The organism is Pseudomonas sp. COR18, from assembly GCF_048568395.1.
Taxonomy (GTDB): Bacteria; Pseudomonadota; Gammaproteobacteria; order Pseudomonadales; family Pseudomonadaceae; genus Aquipseudomonas; species Aquipseudomonas fuscovaginae_B.
In genome coordinates this window covers 168,561-184,612 of record NZ_CP183808.1, presented here as the reverse complement: position 1 = coordinate 184,612, position 16,052 = coordinate 168,561, and the positions used below count along the sequence as shown (strand labels likewise).

Sequence of the window (16,052 nt, the reverse complement as noted above, 5' to 3'; positions counted from 1 at the left end):
TTGAAGCTGCGGTCCCTGGCCCATTCGCGTACTGGCGACAAGGGCGACACCTCGAACATCTCGGTGATCGCCTATCGCGCCGAAGACTATCCGCGGCTGTGCGCGTGGCTGACCGCGGAGCGGGTCGCGGCCTGGTTCGCCGAGCTGCGTGACCCGGCCGCCGCGCCGGTGCGGCGCTACGAACTGCCCGGTGTGCAGGCGCTGAACTTCGTGCTGCCGGGCATCCTGCGCGGTGGCGTGACCCGCTCCCTGGCGCTGGATGCCCATGGCAAGAGCCTGGGTTCGGCACTGCTGGACATGCCGCTGGACGAGTAGGGTCAACGCGGCCCGAGAATCCGCTCGGCGATCATCTCGCCGATCGGCATCGCCGAGGTCGCGGCGGGCGAGGGCGCGTTGCAGACGTGGACCATGCGCGCGGTTTCGGCGAACAGGAAGTCATGCACCAGGCTGCCGTCGCGCATGACCGCCTGGGCGCGGATGCCGGCCTCGTAGGGCAGCAGGTCCTCGACCACCAGCGACGGGCAGTACTTGCGGCACAGTTCCAGATAGCCGCGCCTGCTCAGCGAGTTCTTCAACTCCTGGGTGCCGGAGCGCAGGTTCTGCCGAATGGTTTTCCAGAAGCCGGGGAAGCGGGCGTACTGCGCGACATCCCGCCAGTTGACCGAGAACTTGCGGTAGTTCTCCCGGCCCAGCCCCAGCACCGCGTTCGGGCCGACGGTGACGCTGCCGTCGATCATGCGGGTCAGGTGCACGCCGAGGAATGGCAGCTCGGGGTCGGGGATCGGGTAGATCAGGTGGTTGACGATGTCGTTCTTCGACGCCGGCAGACGGAAGTACTCGCCGCGAAACGGGATGATCTGGTGGTCGATGGGCACCCCGGCCAGGGTGGCCAGGCGGTCGGACTGCAAGCCGGCGCAGGCCACCAGCCGGCGTGCCTGCCAGACACCGTCTTCGGTGCTGACGGTGACGCTGTCGGTGTTTTCCCGGATCGCGGTGACGGTCTGCTGCAGGCGGATTTCGCCGCCGCTGCCGGTGATCACCCGGGCCATCGCTTCGCAGACCTGGCGGTAATCGACGATCCCCGTCGCATCGAGAAACAGCGCACCGAGACCGACGATGTTCGGCTCGCGGCGCCGCAGTTCCTCGGCGTCCAGGCGCTCGACCTTCAGGCCATTAAGCTGCGAGCGTTCGTACAGTGCGTTCATCCGCTGCATCTCCAGCGGGGTGGAAGCCACCAGCATCTTGCCGCAGACCTCGTAGGCAATGCCGTGCTCGCGACAGAAGTCCTTGGTGGCCTGGGCACCGCGCTTGCACAGGTCGGCCTTGAGGCTGCCCGGCGCGTAGTAGATCCCGGCATGGATGACGCCGCTGTTGTGCCCGGTCTGGTGGCGGGCGAGGCTGGCCTCCTTTTCCAGGATCACCAGGCTGGCGCCGGGTTGGCGCTTGAGCAGTTCCATGGCGGTGGCCAGACCGACGATACCGCCGCCGATGATGCAGAAGTCGTAGAGCATGGTTCGATTATCCCTGTCTTTGCGGTGTCTTGTTATCAGGTTGTCAGACTAGGCTGTGTACGAAATTGTTTGAAACGCAGGTTAGGCAAGGCAAAAACCGGCGAGGAAGCGGAGTTTACTGGAGTAAATGAGCATTCCGAGCCGGTTTTTAACGCCGCATAACCAAGTTTCAAGCGATTTCGTACATAGCCTAAGGTGCCTGAAGAATGTCATGGGCAACCTTCCCTTCGTGCTCACTCACCACTGCGCCCGACACGCCCCGGTAGGCCCTCGGCTTGCCTGCGAAAGGCCCTCAAGCCTTGCGCAAACACGGTTCGGACGCTGGCTGCGGGTCAACTCATGGCCGGCAGCTCCAGTTGCAGGCGTCGGGCTGCCGCGCGCAGGTGCGCTTCGGCACACGCCGCGGCGGCCTGACGGTCGCCATCGGCGATAGCCTGGAACAGCGCCTGGTGCTCGCGGCCGGCATCCGCCGGGCCACCCACCGAATGCACCGCCGAGTTCTCCCAGGCGGTACGGCGGGCCTCGGCCAACTGGCCACGCAGGAAATCGTGAAAGGCGACGAAGTAGTCATTCTTGCTGGCCTGGGCAATGGCCCGGTGAAAGGCCACGTCGGCATTGGCGGCGGCCGTGAAGTCGCTGCGCTTTTCGTGCATCTCCCGCAGGGCCTCCTGCATGCGCTGCAGGTCGGCGGCGTCGCGGCGCTGGGCGGCGATGGAGGCGGCCTGGGTTTCGATCCACAGGCGCATCTCGAACATCTGCGCCAGGTCGGTGTGGCGACCTTCGCTCCTGGGGAAGCGGAAGACCGTGCCGGCCGGTGTGCTGGAAATATAGGAACCGAGCCCGCGACGGGCGACCAGCACGCCGTCGGCCTTGAGCTGGGCAATGGCTTCGCGGACCACGGAACGGCTGACATTGAGTTGGTCGGCCAGTTGCTGCTCGGTGGGCAGGCGCGCCTCGGCCGCCAGGCGACCGGTGTCGATTTCGTTGCGAATGGCGGCGACGACCCGTTCGACCAGGGAATCGGGGCGTTGGAGTTCTAACATCGGTGCGGGCTCAAAAGTCAGGTTGTCAGACAATGCGCCTTGGCATTTTTCCTGTCAACACGCGGGCCCCGGTTGCGCAGCCCTCTGGTAGGAGCCAGCAAGCCGGCTCCCATGGGAGTACAGGATCAGTTCAGGCCCAGGCGTTTGGCGGCGCGGGCGGTGATTTCACTGCGCAGGCGACGCGATTCCACCACCCGCTCGCGGGCCACGTCGAGTATGGCCTGGGGCGCGGTGTCCGGGCTGCCGGCGTTGAACGGTGGCGCGGGGGCGTACTCAAGCTGCAACTGGATCAGTTGGGCCTCGTCGGCGCCGAACAGCTCGCTGGCCAGGGTCAGGGCAAAGTCGATCCCGGCGGTGATGCCGCCGCCGGTCAGCAGGTTGCCGTCGCGCACCACGCGGTCCTGCACGGGGATCGCCCCGAGGGTGGCCAACAGGTCGTGATAGGCCCAGTGGGTGGTGGCCTTGCGGCCACGCAGCAGACCGGCGGCGCCCAGCACCAGCGAGCCGGTGCAGACCGAGGTGACATAGCGTGCCTGCGCCGCCTGTTCCCCGAGGAAGCCCAGGGTTTCGAGATCTTCCATCAATGCTCCAACCCCCGCGCCACCGGGCACGCAGATCACATCCAGTGGCGGGCAATCGTCGAAGCGGGTGGTCGGGGTCAACACCAGGCCGGTGCTCGACTTCACCGGTTCCAGGTCCTTCCAGATCAGGTGCAGCCTGGCCCCTGGCAACGACGCGAGAACATCATAGGGGCCGGTCAGGTCCAGTTGCTGGACGTTGGGGAACAGCAGGAAACCGATGTGCAGGGTCATGGCGAAGCTCCTTTGAGAAGACGGGGCGGTGTCTGTAGACGGCTTCACTGTAGTTTCGTAGGATCTGGCGAATACGCCATACCACCCACGTTTTACGCCAATCGCCATGAATACGCCCCGCAGTATCGACATACTGGCTTTTCCCAACGTGCAGTTGCTCGATGTCACCGGGCCGCTGCAGGTATTCGCCTCGGCCAACGATCTGGCCCGTTCCCAGGGCCTGCCGCCTCCCTATGCGCCCCGGGTGATCGCCGCCGAGGGCGGGCCGGTGATGAGTTCGGCCGGCCTGGCCATGCTCGCCGAGCCGCTGCCCGCAGCGGGAACCCCCTGTGACAGCCTGATCATTGCCGGTGGCTGGGGCACCTATGCGGCGGCCGAGGACGTGGAACTGGTGGCGTGGGTGCGCCAGCAGGCGGCGTGTGCGCGGCGGGTCGCGTCGGTGTGCACCGGGGCGTTTCTGCTGGCGGCCAGCGGCTGGCTGGATGGCCGGCGGGTGGCGACCCACTGGACCCGCTGCGAGCAACTGGCCGAGCGTTATCCGCAGTTGCAGGTCGAGCCCAATCCGATTTTCATCAATGACGGGCCGGTCTGGACCTCGGCGGGGGTGACCGCCGGCATCGATCTGTCCCTGGCACTGGTGGAGCAGGACCTTGGCCGGCCGATGGCCCTGGAGGTCGCCCGGCACCTGGTGGTGTTTCTCAAGCGTCCGGGCGGGCAATCACAGTTCAGCGCCACGCTGTCGCTGCAAAAGAGCACCAGCCGCTTTGGCGACCTGCATGCGTGGATCGCCGAGCACCTGGCACTGGACCTGTCGATCCCGATCCTGGCCCAGCAGGCCGGGATGAGCGAGCGCAGTTTCGTCCGTCATTATCGCCAGGAAACCGGCCAGACGCCGGCCCGGGCGGTGGAGAATATCCGGGTGGAAAGTGCCCGCCGGCTGCTCAGCGATACCGCCACGCCGATCAAGCGGATTGCCGCCCGTTGCGGATTCGGCAGCGAGGAGACCCTGCGCCGCAGTTTCCTGCGGGCCGTGGGGGTCACGCCGCAGGCCTATCGCGAGCGCTTTTCGGTGCGTGCGCAACCGGCCTGATGACCGCCCCCCGCGCAGCGGGAGAACGGTCAGGGGCTTCAGGGCTTCGATTGCGGCTCGAGGGCCATGTGGATCAGGGGGAAGGGGCGCCCCTGGCCATCGGTCTGCGAGCGGCCGATATCGCGAAAGCCATAGTGCCGATAGAAACCATGGGCCGCGGGGTTCTGCTCGTTGACGTCGACGCTCAACGGGCCGCCACGCTGGCGCACGAAATCGAGCAGCCGGGTGCCGATACCCTGGCCACGCTGGTCCGGTTCGATGAACAGCATTTCGACCTTGTCACCGTCGATGCCGATAAATCCGGCCGGGCTGCGGTCGGGGTTTTCTTCGACCCAGACTTGCACCGCCGGCAAGTAAAGATCGCGTACTTGTGGATACAGGGCCTGTATATCGGCTTCTTCGAGGAAAGTGTGGGTGGCGCGCACCGAGCGTAACCACAGTTCGCTCAGGGCAAGGTTGTCGCGAGGGACTCTTTGTCGAATAGTCATGGTCATTCAATCGGGGTCGGGAGACGGGGAGTCGGCGCGTGCGCAAGAGCCGGCGACGACGGGTCGAGTTGGCGCCACCGGGCCGGACGCCGCGCGAATCAACGCCTGGGCGACACGACAACAGGGCTTGCCGGATTGAAGGAGGGCGGATTTGAACAATTTTTTCTCACCGATGCAAGTCTCGCCGAGGCTTTGCAGAGAGGGGCGTTAATTGAATCAGCCGACTAATTGTTAAAAAGTTTGCAGATTGTAAAAGTTTGTATAGCGGTACTTTGGCTGAGCGATTTATTTGTTGCGGAACTGGAATTTATTCACAATGGCGCGCTTATAATGCGCGCACTTTATATATCTACAGATTGTCACTTATGGAAAGTTCGACATTGAGCAAAGTCTTGCTTGTTGAAGACGACCTCAAGCTGGCCGCGTTGGTCGCGCAATTTTTGTCACAGCATGGTTTCGAGGTGCGCACGGTGCATCGCGGCGATGTGGCGTTGGCGGCTTTCCAGGAATGGCGGCCGCGGATCGTCGTGCTCGACCTGATGTTGCCGGGGCAGAGCGGCCTGCAGGTCTGTCGCGATATCCGCGCGATCGCCGATACGCCGATCGTGATCCTGACGGCCCGGGAGGATGACCTCGATCACATCCTCGGCCTGGAGTCGGGGGCCGACGACTATGTGGTCAAGCCGATCAAGCCGCCGGTGCTGCTGGCCCGGCTGCGTGCGCTGCTGCGGCGCCAGGTGCCGGACCCGCTGGCGCGCGGTACGCTGGAGTTCGGCCGCCTGAGCATCGACCGCAGTTGTCGTGAGGTGCGCCTGGCCGACGAGGTGATCGAACTGACCACCATGGAGTTCGAACTGCTCTGGCTGCTGGCCAATGCCGCCGGCGAGACGCTGTCGCGTGATGACATCCTCAACCGCCTGCGCGGGATCGCCTTCGACGGCCTGAACCGCAGCGTCGACGTTTATGTCAGCAAGCTGCGCAGCAAGTTGCATGACAACCCCCGCGAACCGGTGTGCATCAAGACCATCTGGGGCAAGGGCTACCTGTTCAATCCGTTTGGCTGGGAGCTGTAGATGCTGCGCCTGTTCCTGCGTCTTTACTTCCTGTTGGCCCTGGGCTTCGGCGCGGCCATCTACGCGGTCGACTACATGTTCACCGAGTTGCTCGACGGCCCGACCGAAGCGCTCAACCGCGAGTCGGTGCGTGGCCAGGCCTATGCACTGGTCAAGGACCTGCGCCCGTTGGATCGGGCAGGCCGGGAGCGGCAACTGCTGGAGTGGAAGCCGCACTATGGTTTGACCCTGAGCCTGGTGGACACCGATACGCTCGATCTCAGCCCGCGGGAGCAGGCGTTGCTGGCGTCCAACCAGCTGGTGGTGCGCGACGAGTTCACCGAGTTCATCTCGCGGATCGACGACGGTTCGCAACTGTTGATGATCAAGCTGCCGCCCGAGCCCAGCCTGACGGTGCCGTACACCATCGCGGCCTACATCCTGCTCGGGCTGATGGTGGGGATCACGCTGTTCTTCTGGGTCCGGCCGCACTGGCGTGACCTGGAGCGGCTGCGCCTGGCCGCGCAGCGCTTCGGCAACAACGATCTGGGCGCCCGGCTGCATCTGCCGCGACGGTCGAACATCTACGAGTTGGCCGAGCACTTCAACCAGATGGCGGCGCGTATCGAGGGCTTGATCGCCAATCAGCGCGAGTTGACCAATGCGGTGTCCCATGAGTTGCGCACGCCGATCGCGCGATTGTCGTTCGAGCTGGACCAGTTGCGCCAGCATGTCGATCCGCAGTTCAGCGGCGAACTGATCGGCGACATGTATGCCGACCTTGGCGAGCTGGAAGACATGGTCTCGGAACTGCTGACTTACGCCAGCCTGGAACACGGCGCGGGGGAGAGCCGGCGGCAGATCATCCAGGCCCAGAGCTGGCTCGACAGCGTGGTGGGCAGCGTGGCTCTGGAGGCGGAGGCCGCGGGTGTGCAGTTGATGATTGCGGCCTGCGAAGTCGAAACCGTTTGCATCGAGCCGCGCTTCATGGCCCGGGCGGTGATCAACCTGCTGCGCAATGCGATCCGTTATGCGCAGGGGCGGGTGCAGGTGTCGCTGACGCGCCAGGGCGACGATTACCAGGTGGTGGTCTGTGACGACGGTCCCGGGGTGCCGCCGGAGGGGCGCCTGAAGATCTTCGAACCGTTCCTGCGCCTGGATGCCAGCCGCGACCGTCGCACCGGCGGCTTCGGCCTGGGGCTGGCGCTGGTGCGGCGGGTTTCCCAATGGCATGGCGGGCAGGTCGAGGTCCGCGATTCGCAGTGGGGAGGGGCGTCGTTCCGCATGACCTGGGCCCATGCCGAGGCCGCTTCATAGCACCGCCAGACCTGGGGGCGATCGCCGCCACCTGGGCTAGAAGACCAGGTTGGGTGGCGCCTTGCTGGCGCGCTTGAAGCGATAGCCCAAGGCCGTGATGCCCAGCACCTGGCGGCTGATGGTGTCACCCAGGCCGAGCCCGCTACCGGCGACCACCGCGTGGGCATTGTCGACCGGCAGCAGGATGAACTCCGTCAGTTCCTCTTCCTCGATCCGTCCACGAATCAGCAGGAAACCCTCCTCGATGCGGATGCTCACGCCGCTCAGGGCCGTCTGCGGCTCGTCGGAGTTGATCACCTGGTAGTCCCCGACGGTCTTCAGCCAGCCCTTGGGCAGGGGCACCGGGTCGATCCGTTCCCCCAGTGGAATCAACTGCCCATGGCTGCGGGCCAGCAGGATCTGCCGGCCCTGCACCGTGGTCAGGTCCAGTTGCAGCCGGCCCAACTCGCCCAGGTCCACCGGCCAGAAGCCCAGGCGCTTCTGTTCGGCGCGCAGCCAGCCCTGTTCATCACGCAGCAGCTCGAAGCGTTCGCCGCCCAGCTCGGCGTAGAGGCGCTGGTTCTCGTCGCGAATGCGCAGCACGCCGGCATAGGTGGCGTAGAACCCCGCCAGGCGCTGCCGGTCGATGGCACTGGGCACCTGGCGGCGGCTCTCGCCGGCGGCCAGCGGCTCGTCCTCGCAAGCCTCGGTGCAGGCGGCCTGCCCGGCGCTGGCCTGGAGCATCATGCGCAGCGAACGGGTGGTCAGCGAGGCGACCAGGTCGGCGCTGGTGTCGGAGTTGGCCATGATGATCACCGCCAACTGCGGGTCCGGTAGCAGGCTGATCTGCGAGACGAAGTCGCCGCTGAAGCCGCTGTGCTGGAAGGTCCGCACCCCCGGGCTGATCATCTCGTCACCGCACGGCGCGAGGAACCAGCCCAGGCCCATCGGGCAATCGAAATCCAGGGCGTTGCCGCGGTTCTGCTGGCGGAACATCTCCCGCACCGACTGCGCCGCCATGATCCGCCGCCCCTTGTAGGTGCCCTCGGCGAAGAGCATCTGCACGTAGTGGCTCAGGTCCTGCGGGCTGGTCCACAGGCCGCCGGCGGACAGGTCGCGAATCGCGCTGTCGGGTTGGGGCGAGCCGTTGCGGTAGCCCTGGGCCCGGAAGGGCAGCAGCTCGCTGTCGCCGATGAAGCTCGACTGGGTCATGCCCAGCGGTTGCAGCAGGGTTTTCTGCAACTGGTTCTCGAAGGTTTCGCCGCTGCTGCGTTCGATGGCTGCGCCGACCAGGGCGTAGCCCAGGTTGGAATAGGCCACCTGCCGGCCCGGTGGATTGCTCAACCACAGGCCGGAAACCCGTTGCGGCAGTTGGTCGAGCGCCGACGGCGTACGCAGGTCGCGCAGGTATTCGCCGGGCAGGCCGGCCTGATGGCTGAGCAGGCGACGCAGGGTGACGGCCTGGTCCGCCTCCTGCTGGCGCTCATGAAAACGCGAGCGGACATGGAACTCCGGGAGGGTGTCCTGTAGCGGTGCGTCCAGCTTCAGCCGCTGCTGCTCGACCAGTTGCAGGGTGGCGCTGGCGGTCAGCAGCTTGGAAAGGGCATCGGCGCGAAACGCCGTGTGGTTGGTGACCCTGACACCGCCGGCCTTGTCGGCATAGCCGAAGCCACGGGCCCAGATCACCTCCTGGCCGGCGACCAGGGCGATCGACAGGCCGGGGACGTTCTGCTCGGCCATCTCCTCGGGAATCCGCTCCTGCAAATAGCGGATGATGCCGCTGTAGTCGCCCTTTTCCAGGGTGGGCGGCGGCACCGGCGGCTGGCCGTTGCACCCCGTGCTGCCCAGCAGGAAGCCGATCAGGAGGAGCGTGCAGAGCGAGCGGAACATGGAGCACCCGGCGAACTGGCGAATGGGCCACCTATCCTAGGCTCGAGTGCCTTGCCGGTCTGTGAGTGGTTTGTCGAAAAAATGTCAAAGAGTGTAATCCGCGTCGTCGGCCCTCTGCCCGGAGCCGGCAGGTGTATCCTTGATCTAGGGCATTCCCTGAGTTGCGTATCGGCGATACCCTGGCGGATTATTCGACGTGGTTCTCAATAATTCCTCGGCGATCAGTGTTTTATGTCAATTTTATGGCATCATGCCACTAATGTTTTCCCTGATGCCCAACACGTGAGCGCCGGTCTGTGTCAGTGATTCCCCTACTTGTGTGTGATGACTCCAGCATGGCGCGCAAGCAGATATTGCGCGCTCTGCCAGCGAACTGGCCGGTCTCGATCACGCAGGCCAGTGACGGACGCCAGGGGTTGGAGGCGATTCGCCAGGGGTTGGGGCAGGTGGTGCTGCTCGACCTGACCATGCCGGAAATGGACGGCTACCAGGTACTGGCGGCTATCCGTGCCGAAGGGCTCCAGGCCCAGGTCATCGTGATCTCCGGCGACGTCCAGGAAGAGGCGGTGCGCCGCGTCCGCGCCCTGGGTGCGCTGGCGTTCCTGAAAAAACCGTTCGACCAGCAGGAGTTGCAGCGCATCCTGGGCGAACTGGGCCTGCTCGATGCACCGGACGAGGCACCGCTGCGCCCGACCTCGGACGCGCAGATCAGCTTTCGCGATGCCTTCCGCGAGACGGTCAACGTCGCCATTGGCCGTGCGGCCGCGCTGATTGCCAAGGTGCTCGGGGTGTTCGTGCAGTTGCCGGTGCCGAACGTCAACATCCTCGAAGTCGGCGAGCTGCACATGGCCCTGGCGGATGCCGGCAGTTGCCAGCGGCTCACCGCCATCTGCCAGGGCTTTATCGGTGGCGGTATCGCCGGTGAGGCGCTGCTGATGTTCCATGATTCGGAAATCGCCGACATGGCCCAGTTGATGAAGCGCCAGGGTCCGGACTATTCGGACCTAGAAATGCTCCTGGACCTGTCCAGCGTGCTGATCGGCGCCTGCCTGAGCAGCATCGCCGAGCAGATCGACGTGGTGTTCTCCCAGGGCCACCCGCAGATTCTCGGGCAGCACGCGGCCATCGAGGACCTGATCCGGATCAACAGCCAGCGCTGGAAGAAGACCCTGGCGGTGGAGATCAGCTACAGCCTGGAAGGTCACGATATCCACTTCGACCTGCTGTTGCTGTTCACCGAGGACTCGATCGAGCGCCTGACCCATAAACTCGCCTACCTGATGAGCTGAGCCATGAGCGACCACATCGATCTGAACGAGTTTCACTGGTTGCTGGCGATCGTCCAGAGCATCGATGTGGGCGTGGTGGTGCTCGACCGCGACTACCGCGTGCAGGTGTGGAACACCTTCATGGAGAACCGCTCCGGGGTGCAGCCGGGCGAGGCGCACAACCGCTCGTTCTTCGAGCTGTTTCCCGAGGTCGACCGCGAGTGGTTCAGCCGCAAGGTGGAAAGTGTCGCGACCCTCGGCACGCCGGGCTTCACCATCTGGGAGCAGCGCCCCTACCTGGTACGGTTCAAGAACTACCAGCCGATCACCGGCCAGGAAGATTTCATGTACCAGAACACCACCTTGCTGGCGCTGCGCTCGACCGACAGTGCGATCCACCATATCTGCCTGGTGATCTACGACGTGACCGACGTGGCCACCAACCGCAACCAGTTGCAGGCGGTCAACGCGCAACTGCAGAAGCTCTCCAGCACCGACCGGCTGACCGGGCTGTACAACCGCGGGCATTGGGAGGAGAGCCTGAAGGTGGCCTATGCGCGCAACCAGCGCCATGGCAACCCGACCAGCCTGGTGATGTTCGATATCGACCACTTCAAGCGGGTCAACGACACCTACGGGCACCAGGCGGGCGACAAGGTGATCGAGCGGGTGGCCGAGGTGGTGCGCGAGCATGTGCGCGACAGCGACGTGGCCGGGCGTTATGGCGGCGAGGAGTTCGGTGTGGTGCTCTCGGACACCGACAAGGCCAGTGCACGGTTCTTTGCCGAGCGCCTGCGCAAGGCGATCGAGGCGCAGCAAGTGGTGCACGAGGGCGTGGCCATCCGTTTCACCATCAGCCTGGGCGTGGCCGACCTCAGCCGCCCCTCGGTGACCCACGCCGACCTGATCGCCTGGGCGGACCAGGCGTTGTATCAGTCGAAGAAGGCGGGGCGTAATTGTGTGACGGTGTACGAGTAGGGCGCGTGCCTTCCTCAAGGCGGGTATGAGGCGAGGGGCGTTACGACTCAGCCAGTATCCGGTAGTACCCCGTGTTGTCATTCACCGATTCATAACGCACCGCTGCTGTCCCTGACAGTGCGTCCGCGGGCGCTTTGCCGAGCAGCAGAGCTTTCATCGGCCTGATGATGTGGGTCTGTACGTCTGCCGGACTGTTGATGTCTGTCAGGCGCAGGCTGTAGCACCATTCGGTCTCGGAGGCCGAGTAGGTCCACTTGAACAAACGCTGTTCCTCAAGTGTGAGGCAGGGGCTGGCTACGAGTGGGAAGCCCATATGGTACTCGTCAAAGTCAATGGGTTCATGCCACCAGCCAACGTGCAGCAAGGGGCCTTGTGGATCTTTGGCATCGGTGCCATGTCCGGCCAGGCTGATCTGGACGAACAGATAGCCGCCAATTTTTTGCTTGGGCCTGATGATCAAGGGCAGTGAAGAGCCCATCTCCAGGCAGACCCAGCCATGTGCGTCATTGATGGATTTGTCGATCCATTTGCCTGCCACCCGGTAGCGTTTCGCGATTTCCGCGGTCAACAGCAGCCGACTGAACTCTTCCCGGATCAGTTTTGCCAGGTGATCGCATTCGGCGCCGACCCTGGACACGAAGTGGAAGCTGTCCCTGATCGACTTGCCAATATCGGCTGAGGTGTTCACGGTGTGGTACTCCAGATAAAGGCGGGCGAATCCGCCTCGGGAAAGGTGGGTGGCGCCACCAGCTTTGTGAAGCCGTTCATGGGGCTGTAGAAAATGACCGGATCATCGACGGTTCGGGGTGGGGTAAGGTGCCTGAAACCCCGGAAACGATTGATCCCCAGTTTTACCAGGAAAGACCTGACCTGTTTTTTCCATTTCTGCAGGCCAGGGACATCGGGGTCGCGCAGGTGCCTGAGCACCTCCAGGACATCGGCCCAGGTGCGCAGCAACAGGCGACCGTCCCAGATATCGCCTTCGGCCAGCGCATTGAGGCCGGCGCTGATTTCCGGGGCAATGAACAGGTGCCAGGCATCTTCGCGCTCGCCCGGTGTGAGGAACTCATCCCACTGGCGATGCAACTGATCGCTGCCGCTCAGGGCGGCGTTCCACTTGAATTCGATCAGCAGCAGGCGCCGTGTTCCGCCGGGCCAGTGCAGCTCGACCAGAAGGTCCGGTTCTATTGCCCGCCGTGGCCAGAAGTGCATTTCGACGTGCTGGGCGGGGCCCTCGGGAAATCCATGGGCGGTGCTCCGGCTATCCTGCTCGACCATGGCCCGCCAGAACCGGCTGGTGGTGGCAGCGGGCAGGTAATCCAGCGGCCCCATGATCAATGCGGTGATCTCGTCCTCTTCGCACACCCGGGCTTCATCAGCTTCCCGGTGACCGAGATAGCGTCTGTAAAGGTGCGACTTTCCGCGGCTGAAGGCCTGTAGCATGTCGTGGGCTTCCTGACTCTAAGTAGCATCGTGCTGGCGGCAATGGTGTGGCGGCTTGGCTACTGCATGGCGATGTCGCTGAATTTCAGCGTATGGGTTTCGCCACGTTCATCGTTGAACAGCAGGCGGATCGCCGGCGTCCTGCTCAGCTTGCTGCTGCTCTGCTGGAAGACCAGGGTGACCCGGGTGGGCACGTTGCGAATCAATTGAAATGCTTGCCAGGTGGAGCCTTCGGACTGACCGACCCGCAGGGATTCGAAACGCAGCGGTCCGCCGATCTCGTCGAACAGGCGGGTGTCGCTGCTGAAGCGGAACTGGCGGTCCACATTCAGGTTGGTCAACTCGAAGGTGCAGGTGGGCAGGCGCCCGATGTTTTCGCAGCCTTCCAGTTCGAAGCGCACGTTATCGATGACTTCCAGGCGTTTGCCCAGCAGGTTGCTGCTGTCATTTTCGACGACCTTCGATTGCACCTTGGCAAATTCGAACGAAGGCTTGGCGTATTCGGTACCGAGGATGAAGAAACCGAAAGACAGCACGCTGATCAGGCAGAACTGGAAGATGCCGCGCAGCAGTGGCCTGCGGTTGCGGATTTGCCAGGCGAGCGACAGCGAGCCGAGGTAGATGAAGGTGCTGACCAGCAGCACCACGTTCTTCCAACTGATGAAACTGAAACCGAAGACGCTCGGGTCGGGCACCACGTAGGTGATCAGGGCCCACAGGGCGGCCAGGATCACACTGAGGCCGGCGACGGCACGGGTGATCAGCGAAGCGAGTTTCTGGGTGCGGGTCAGGGGTGCAAGTGAATCTGCTGGGGGCATCAACGGTGCCAACTCCTTGTTAGCCGGGGCATTCTTACGAGGGGGAGAATCTGGAGGATGATAGCTAAGCGCTATTATCGCGTAACGGTGCGTCAGGTAAAGACCTATGAATCTCCGCGCCACGACCGTCAATGCGAATACGGTTTCGCGCCGTAGCGTTAAAGCTTTCCTGCGCGCCGTGCGCTACTTGCCTACCGGCCTCAACTCGTCGATGACGCCCATGAATGCTTCCACCAGCAGGCCGCGCTCCTGGGTGCGGGTCAGTACCAGCAGTGGGGCGCAGGCCTGGGGATCGGACAGCGGCCGGTAGGTCACGCCCTTTTTCGCCAGGGCCTGGGCACAGGCGGGCACCAGGGCCACACCCCGGCCGGCGGCGACCAGGGCGATGATCGAGGTGATCTGACGTCCGGCCGGGCCGCGTTGCAATGACACGCCGTGTCGCTGGTAGAGCTGCTCGATGGTTTCGTTGAGTCCCGACCCGTAGTCGGCCGGAAACAGAATGAGCGGGTGGGCGCCCAGTTGTTCCAGCGTCACCGTGTTCATGCTTGCCAGCGGGTTGTCGCTGGGCAGGGCGGCCACCAGCGGTTCATCGCCCAGGGACAATGACTGTACCGCGCGCTGCCCGGTGGGCAGGGCCTTGCGGCTCATGCCGATGTCCAGGCGCCCATCGACGATCTGCGACCAGTGGGCGCCGGAAGGCTCTTCCACCAGGGCCAGTTGCACCTCTGGAAAACGCTGGGCAAACACCTGGATCGCCTGGCTGAAGAGGTCCGAGAGGGCGATGGAGCTGGCGTAGCCGATGCTCAACTGGCCGGCCAGGCCCTTGGCCAGCTTGCCGGCGATCACTTCGGCCAGGTCGACCTGCTCCAGCGCGGCGCGGGCATAGGGCAGGAAATGCCGGCCCTGGGCGGTGAGGGTCACCGAGCGGCTGGTGCGGTCGAACAGGCGAAAGCCCAGCTCGGCTTCCAGCGCCGAGATCTGCCGGGTCAGCGGTGGCTGGGCCAGGTGCAGGCGTTGCGCCGCGCGGCCGAAGTGCAGCTCCTGGGCCACGGTCAGAAAGTAACGCAATCGGCGGAGGTCGAGCATCCTGATCCTTGGGTATTGATCGGTCCGAATTCGGTATTGGTCTTGGACGATGCGCCTATCTTATAAAGTCCTCACGCCAGAAAACGAGAGGCTCCATGCATTCCCGTCCGTTGTCCGCCCGTGTCGCGCTGTTTCTCTGCGGCTGCGTGGCCTTTCTCAACCTCTATGCCACCCAGAGCATCCTGTCGGTGTTGGCCGTGGATTTTCAGGTGAGCGCGCGGCAGGCCGGCTGGAGCATCACGGTGACCACCCTGGCGGTGGCGCTCACCGCGCCCTTCGTCAGCCGGCTGACCGCCCGCTTCGAGCGGCGCACGGTGATCGTCGCGGCCGCGCTGCTGTCCAGCGGGCCGGCCTGGCTGGCCGCCCATGCCGGCAGCTTTGCCGAATTGCTGGCCTGGCGGTTCGCCGAGGGCATGCTGATTCCGCTGGTGTTCGCCAGCAGCGTGGCCTACATCGGCGAGCGCTGGAGCGGTGGCAGCGTGACCGAGGTCACCAGCCTGTACGTTGCCGGGACGGTGCTGGGCGGGTTCGCCGGGCGCTTCGTCAGCGGGGTGATAAGCGAGTACATCGGTTGGCGTGAAGGCTTCGAGCTGCTGGCGGCGATCAGCCTGCTGGTGGCGGTGGCGATCCATTATCTGTTGCCGGCCCAGCCGCGGCCGGCGGTGCGCCAGGCTGTGGATGGCCTGCCGGCCCGGCGCGAGTTGCGCAGTCGGCCGCTGCTGGCGGCCTATGGCGTGGGTTTCTGCGTGCTGTTCTCCCAGGTGGCGACCTTCACCTATGCCGGCCTGTATCTGGGCCAGGCACCGTTCGAACTGGGCAGCGCGGCGTTGGGCACGCTCTACATGGTGTTCCTGCTGGCGCTGGTGGTGATCCCGCTGGCGGGGCGCCTGAGCCGATCCCGGCCGCAGTCCGAGCTGCTGCTGGGGGCGGCGCTGCTCGGGGGCGCGGGTTCGCTGCTGACCTTGTTGCCGTCGTTGTGGCTGATCGTGCTGGGCCTGGCCCTGAGCTCCACGGGTGTGTTCCTGGCGCAGGCCGCCGCCAATGCCTTCATCACGGCCACTGCCCGCCACAACAAGGCCGGCGCGGTCGGCTGGTACCTGAGCGGTTATTACCTGGGCGGCAGTGGCGGTGCCGTCGTGCCGGCGCTGATCTGGAGCCCGTGGGGCTGGCCGGGCTGCGTGGCGCTGATCATTGCCTTCCAACTGCTGTCGCTGCTGCTTGCCCTGGTCGGCTGGCGCCGACCCAGGGCTTGTCCAAGCCACGCCTGATGTTTTCAA

Annotated in this window: 16 protein-coding genes; 7 read left to right on the top strand and 9 right to left on the bottom strand. The window is 64.6% G+C overall.

Translation table 11 applies throughout. The annotated features are described in order from the left end of the window. Positions 1-315: a hypothetical protein gene (locus ACM62G_RS00830; protein ID WP_193394233.1), complete on the top strand. Its 315-nt coding sequence runs from the start codon at positions 1-3 to the stop codon at positions 313-315. A 2-nt stretch (positions 316-317) separates the two neighbouring features. Here the strand turns inward: ACM62G_RS00830 and lhgO are convergent, their stop codons facing one another. The 3 genes from lhgO to inhA form a co-directional block, all read right to left on the bottom strand. Next, the gene (lhgO, locus tag ACM62G_RS00825) at positions 318-1,511 is read right to left on the bottom strand and encodes an L-2-hydroxyglutarate oxidase (RefSeq protein ID WP_054064213.1); all 1,194 of its coding nucleotides are present in this window, start codon (positions 1,509-1,511) and stop codon (positions 318-320) included. A 332-nt stretch (positions 1,512-1,843) separates the two neighbouring features. Beyond that, positions 1,844-2,554 (bottom strand): FadR/GntR family transcriptional regulator, encoded by a 711-nt coding sequence (locus ACM62G_RS00820; protein ID WP_419736497.1) that lies wholly within the window; start codon positions 2,552-2,554, stop codon positions 1,844-1,846. A gap of 125 nt (positions 2,555-2,679) precedes the next feature. Further along, positions 2,680-3,366, bottom strand: coding sequence for an isonitrile hydratase (inhA, locus tag ACM62G_RS00815; RefSeq protein ID WP_416772746.1), 687 nt, complete (start codon positions 3,364-3,366; stop codon positions 2,680-2,682). Between the two features lie 106 nt (positions 3,367-3,472). Here inhA and ACM62G_RS00810 point away from each other — a divergent pair, with 106 nt between their 5' ends. Continuing rightward, entirely contained in the window at positions 3,473-4,456 is a 984-nt protein-coding gene (locus ACM62G_RS00810; RefSeq protein WP_054064215.1) for a GlxA family transcriptional regulator, read from the top strand. Positions 4,457-4,494: 38 nt separating this feature from the next. Here the strand turns inward: ACM62G_RS00810 and ACM62G_RS00805 are convergent, their stop codons facing one another. Next, positions 4,495-4,944, bottom strand: a complete 450-nt coding sequence (locus ACM62G_RS00805) for a GNAT family N-acetyltransferase (protein WP_054060010.1) — start codon at positions 4,942-4,944, stop codon at positions 4,495-4,497. A gap of 365 nt (positions 4,945-5,309) precedes the next feature. Between ACM62G_RS00805 and ACM62G_RS00800 the strand changes: the two genes are divergently transcribed. Together ACM62G_RS00800 and ACM62G_RS00795 are read left to right on the top strand one after the other, a co-directional pair. Then, positions 5,310-6,017: a response regulator gene (locus ACM62G_RS00800; protein ID WP_054060011.1), complete on the top strand. Its 708-nt coding sequence runs from the start codon at positions 5,310-5,312 to the stop codon at positions 6,015-6,017. Then, complete coding sequence (locus ACM62G_RS00795; RefSeq protein WP_419736496.1) at positions 6,018-7,313, top strand: ATP-binding protein; 1,296 nt, start codon at positions 6,018-6,020, stop codon at positions 7,311-7,313. It abuts the gene before it with no gap. Between the two features lie 36 nt (positions 7,314-7,349). Here the strand turns inward: ACM62G_RS00795 and ACM62G_RS00790 are convergent, their stop codons facing one another. After that, positions 7,350-9,182 (bottom strand): serine hydrolase domain-containing protein, encoded by a 1,833-nt coding sequence (locus tag ACM62G_RS00790; RefSeq protein WP_419736495.1) that lies wholly within the window; start codon positions 9,180-9,182, stop codon positions 7,350-7,352. A gap of 296 nt (positions 9,183-9,478) precedes the next feature. Here ACM62G_RS00790 and ACM62G_RS00785 point away from each other — a divergent pair, with 296 nt between their 5' ends. Both ACM62G_RS00785 and ACM62G_RS00780 read left to right on the top strand, forming a co-directional pair. Then, entirely contained in the window at positions 9,479-10,471 is a 993-nt protein-coding gene (locus tag ACM62G_RS00785) for a response regulator (RefSeq protein ID WP_419736494.1), read from the top strand. 3 nt (positions 10,472-10,474) lie between these two features. After that, on the top strand, positions 10,475-11,428 hold the full coding sequence (locus ACM62G_RS00780) for a sensor domain-containing diguanylate cyclase (RefSeq protein ID WP_273823350.1): 954 nt from the start codon (positions 10,475-10,477) through the stop codon (positions 11,426-11,428). A gap of 40 nt (positions 11,429-11,468) precedes the next feature. On the opposite strand, the gene ACM62G_RS00775 is transcribed toward ACM62G_RS00780, so the two are convergent. The 4 genes from ACM62G_RS00775 to ACM62G_RS00760 form a co-directional block, all read right to left on the bottom strand. Continuing rightward, positions 11,469-12,116, bottom strand: coding sequence for a hypothetical protein (locus tag ACM62G_RS00775; RefSeq protein ID WP_416772753.1), 648 nt, complete (start codon positions 12,114-12,116; stop codon positions 11,469-11,471). Next, the gene (locus tag ACM62G_RS00770) at positions 12,113-12,871 is read right to left on the bottom strand and encodes a hypothetical protein (RefSeq protein ID WP_419736493.1); all 759 of its coding nucleotides are present in this window, start codon (positions 12,869-12,871) and stop codon (positions 12,113-12,115) included. The genes ACM62G_RS00775 and ACM62G_RS00770 overlap by 4 nt, the downstream gene beginning before the upstream one ends. A 59-nt stretch (positions 12,872-12,930) precedes the next feature. Continuing rightward, on the bottom strand, positions 12,931-13,689 hold the full coding sequence (locus tag ACM62G_RS00765; RefSeq protein WP_273823353.1) for a hypothetical protein: 759 nt from the start codon (positions 13,687-13,689) through the stop codon (positions 12,931-12,933). A gap of 183 nt (positions 13,690-13,872) precedes the next feature. Continuing rightward, positions 13,873-14,775, bottom strand: coding sequence for a LysR family transcriptional regulator (locus ACM62G_RS00760; RefSeq protein ID WP_419736492.1), 903 nt, complete (start codon positions 14,773-14,775; stop codon positions 13,873-13,875). Positions 14,776-14,870: 95 nt separating this feature from the next. Between ACM62G_RS00760 and ACM62G_RS00755 the strand changes: the two genes are divergently transcribed. After that, a complete protein-coding gene (locus tag ACM62G_RS00755; protein ID WP_419736491.1) occupies positions 14,871-16,043 on the top strand; it encodes an MFS transporter in 1,173 nt (390 codons plus the stop codon). Positions 16,044-16,052: the final 9 nt, after the last annotated feature.

Excerpts from the sequence above, each read along its gene's own strand:
- lhgO (WP_054064213.1), bottom strand. The coding sequence starts at position 1,511 with ATGCTCTACGACTTCTGCATCATCGGCGGCGGTATCGTCGGTCTGGCC.
- ACM62G_RS00820 (WP_419736497.1), bottom strand. The coding sequence starts at position 2,554 with ATGTTAGAACTCCAACGCCCCGATTCCCTGGTCGAACGGGTCGTCGCC.
- inhA (WP_416772746.1), bottom strand. The coding sequence starts at position 3,366 with ATGACCCTGCACATCGGTTTCCTGCTGTTCCCCAACGTCCAGCAACTG.
- ACM62G_RS00810 (WP_054064215.1), top strand. The coding sequence starts at position 3,473 with ATGAATACGCCCCGCAGTATCGACATACTGGCTTTTCCCAACGTGCAG.
- ACM62G_RS00805 (WP_054060010.1), bottom strand. The coding sequence starts at position 4,944 with ATGACTATTCGACAAAGAGTCCCTCGCGACAACCTTGCCCTGAGCGAA.
- ACM62G_RS00800 (WP_054060011.1), top strand. The coding sequence starts at position 5,310 with ATGGAAAGTTCGACATTGAGCAAAGTCTTGCTTGTTGAAGACGACCTC.
- ACM62G_RS00795 (WP_419736496.1), top strand. The coding sequence starts at position 6,018 with ATGCTGCGCCTGTTCCTGCGTCTTTACTTCCTGTTGGCCCTGGGCTTC.
- ACM62G_RS00790 (WP_419736495.1), bottom strand. The coding sequence starts at position 9,182 with ATGTTCCGCTCGCTCTGCACGCTCCTCCTGATCGGCTTCCTGCTGGGC.
- ACM62G_RS00780 (WP_273823350.1), top strand. The coding sequence starts at position 10,475 with ATGAGCGACCACATCGATCTGAACGAGTTTCACTGGTTGCTGGCGATC.
- ACM62G_RS00770 (WP_419736493.1), bottom strand. The coding sequence starts at position 12,871 with ATGCTACAGGCCTTCAGCCGCGGAAAGTCGCACCTTTACAGACGCTAT.
- ACM62G_RS00765 (WP_273823353.1), bottom strand. The coding sequence starts at position 13,689 with ATGCCCCCAGCAGATTCACTTGCACCCCTGACCCGCACCCAGAAACTC.
- ACM62G_RS00760 (WP_419736492.1), bottom strand. The coding sequence starts at position 14,775 with ATGCTCGACCTCCGCCGATTGCGTTACTTTCTGACCGTGGCCCAGGAG.
- ACM62G_RS00755 (WP_419736491.1), top strand. The coding sequence starts at position 14,871 with ATGCATTCCCGTCCGTTGTCCGCCCGTGTCGCGCTGTTTCTCTGCGGC.